This is a genomic window from Bergeriella denitrificans NBRC 102155, assembly GCF_001592185.1.
GTDB lineage: Bacteria > Pseudomonadota > Gammaproteobacteria > Burkholderiales > Neisseriaceae > Neisseria > Neisseria denitrificans.
The window spans coordinates 1-2,881 of the sequence record NZ_BCWL01000240.1; the positions used below are offsets into that span (position 1 = coordinate 1).

The following is a 2,881-nucleotide window of genomic DNA, read 5'->3' on the forward strand; positions in this document are numbered from 1 at the left end:
GGATACATCATGAAAAAATTTGCAGCCGCAGCGGCCGCCCTCGCTCTGCTGGGCGCCTGTGCCGACAGCGCTACCTCTCTGAATACTTTGGGCAGCGGCTCCGGCATCGGCAGCAGCATGGTGAAAATGGCGGTGGAAAGCCAATGCCGCACCGAGCTGGGCAAGCGCAACGAATGGCGCTTGGCGGCTCTGGCGATGACGGCGGAAAAGCAGGCGGAGTGGGAAAATAAAATCTGCGGCTGCGTCAGCGAGGAAGCGCCCAACCAAGTATCGGCCAACGACTTGATGCAGGTATTAAGCCCGACCACCCGCGCCCAAACCGTTGCTTCGGTTACCGCCAAAACCGTTACCGCCTGCGTGCAGCGCCTGTTTAAATAACGATTTTTCAGACGGCCTGTGCCTTTAATCGGGCAAACAGGCCGTCTGAAAAAGCCGCCTGCCTGCGGCTTTTCCCCTTTTTACGCAAACGAGACAAGCATGAAATACATCAGCACCCGCGGCCAAACCGCGCACAAACCTTTCAGCGAAGTATTATTGATGGGGCTGGCTCCCGACGGCGGCCTGATGCTGCCGGAGCATTACCCGCAAATCGGCGCGGACACGCTGCAGCACTGGCGCGGCCTGAGCTATCCCGAGCTGGCTTTTGAAATCATGCGCCTGTTTGTCACCGACATTCCCGCCGACGATTTGCGCGACATCATCAACCGCACCTATACCGAAGCCGCGTTCGGCAGCGCGGAAATTACGCCGGTGCGTACACTTTCAGACGGCATCAAAATCCAAGCGCTCTCCAACGGCCCGACGCTGGCGTTTAAAGACATGGCGATGCAGTTTTTGGGCAATGCGTTTGAATATGTGCTGGGCAAAGAAGGTAAGGTCTTGAATATTCTGGGCGCCACCAGCGGCGATACCGGCTCGGCGGCGGAATATGCTTTGCGCGGCAAAAAAGGCGTGAATGTTTTCATGCTCTCGCCCGAAGGCAAAATGAGCAGCTTCCAGCGCGCGCAGATGTTCAGCCTGCAAGACGAAAACATCCACAATATCGCCGTAGAAGGCATGTTTGACGACTGCCAGGACATCGTGAAAGCCGTGCAAAACGATGCCGCGTTCAAAGCGCAATACCATATCGGCACGGTCAATTCGATTAACTGGGGCCGCATCGTCGCCCAAGTGGTGTATTACTTCGCGGGCTATTTCAATGCCACCACCAGCAACGAGCAGAAAGTCAGCTTCTGCGTGCCCAGCGGCAACTTCGGCAATGTCTGCGCCGGCCACATCGCCCGCCAGATGGGTTTGCCCATCCACCGCCTGATTGTCGCCACCAATGAAAACGACGTGCTCGACGAGTTTTTCAAAACCGGCGCCTACCGCCCGCGTACCACCGAGCATACCCACGTCACCTCCAGCCCGTCTATGGACATCTCCAAAGCCTCCAACTTCGAGCGCTTCGTGTTTGACCTGATGGACCGCGACAGCAGCGAAATCCAAGTATTGTGGGCGGAAGTGGCCGCAGGCAAAGGCTTCGATTTGCATTTCGTCTTAGACAAAGTGCGCGAGCAATACGGCTTTGTCTCCGGCAAATCCCACCACGCCGACCGCATCGCCACCATCAAACAGGTATTCGAAAGCGACGGCGAGCTGATTGACCCGCATACCGCCGACGGCATCAAAGTCGCCCGCGAAGTGCGCGAGCCGGGCGAAACCGTCGTCTGCCTCGAAACCGCCCTGGCCGCCAAATTCGATGCCACCATCCGCGAAGCCGTAGGCGATGTCGCCATCCCCCGCCCCGCCGGCTTGGAGGGTTTGGAAGATTTGCCGCAGCGCGTACAAATCGTTTCCAACAATGCCGAAGTGGTCAAAGACCTTATCCGCAAAGCCTTGGATCAATAAATCCCATACGCGGCTGCCGCCAGCGGCAGCCGTCTGAAAACGATACCGCCGTCTTTTCAGACGGCCAGCACAACAGGAATCAACATGGCAGCATTTAACACCCAGAAAGTATTGTCCGTACACCACTGGACCGATGCTTATTTCAGCTTCACCTGCACCCGAGACGACTCGCTGCGCTTTGAAAACGGCCAGTTTGTCATGATCGGCCTGATGGTGGACGGCAAGCCGCTGATGCGCGCATACAGCGTCGCCTCCGCCAACTGGGAAGAACATCTGGAATTTTTCTCCATCAAAGTGCAGGACGGCCCGCTCACCAGCCGCCTGCAGCACCTGAAAGAAGGCGACGAAATCCTTGTCAGCAAAAAGCCCACCGGCACGCTGATTTTGGGCGATCTCAACCCCGGCAAACACCTCTACCTGCTCTCCACCGGCACCGGCCTCGCCCCCTTCCTGAGCGTGACCAAAGACCCCGAAGTGTACGAACAGTTTGAAAAAATCATTCTGGTACACGGCGTGCGCTACAAACAAGACCTGGCCTATTACGAGCGCTTCACCCGAGAGCTGCCCGAGCACGAATACCTGGGCGAGCTGGTTAAAGAAAAACTGATTTACTACCCCGTCGTTTCCCGCGAGCCTTTCGAGCACCACGGCCGCCTGACCGACCTGCTCAAAAGCGGCAAACTCTTCGAAGACATCGGCCTGCCGCCCATGAACCCGCAAGACGACCGCGCCATGCTGTGCGGCAGCACCGCCATGAACAAAGACACCGCCGCCATCCTCGACAGCTTCGGCCTGACCGCCTCCCCCAAAATGGGCCAACGCGGCGACTACCTGATTGAGCGCGCCTTCGTCGATCAATAAAGCGGCAAACTGCCTAAATATGCCGAAACATTAAGCCGTCTGAAAAACCGATTGTGAAATGCGGTTTTTCAGACGGCTTTTTTTGTGTATATAGTCGGAGAGTAAATTCTGATACAAGGCGGCGAGTTGC

Annotated in this window: 3 protein-coding genes; all 3 read left to right on the forward strand. The window is 57.0% G+C overall.

Annotated elements, in window-relative coordinates; all coding sequences use genetic code 11:
• Positions 1-9: 9 nt before the first annotated feature.
• Complete coding sequence (locus BDE01S_RS09705) at positions 10-378, forward strand: hypothetical protein (protein WP_066080915.1); 369 nt, start codon at positions 10-12, stop codon at positions 376-378.
• A gap of 99 nt (positions 379-477) precedes the next feature.
• The gene (gene thrC, locus BDE01S_RS09710) at positions 478-1,890 is read left to right on the forward strand and encodes a threonine synthase (protein WP_066080908.1); all 1,413 of its coding nucleotides are present in this window, start codon (positions 478-480) and stop codon (positions 1,888-1,890) included.
• 84 nt (positions 1,891-1,974) lie between these two features.
• Positions 1,975-2,751, forward strand: coding sequence for a ferredoxin--NADP reductase (locus BDE01S_RS09715; RefSeq protein WP_066080911.1), 777 nt, complete (start codon positions 1,975-1,977; stop codon positions 2,749-2,751).
• Positions 2,752-2,881: the final 130 nt, after the last annotated feature.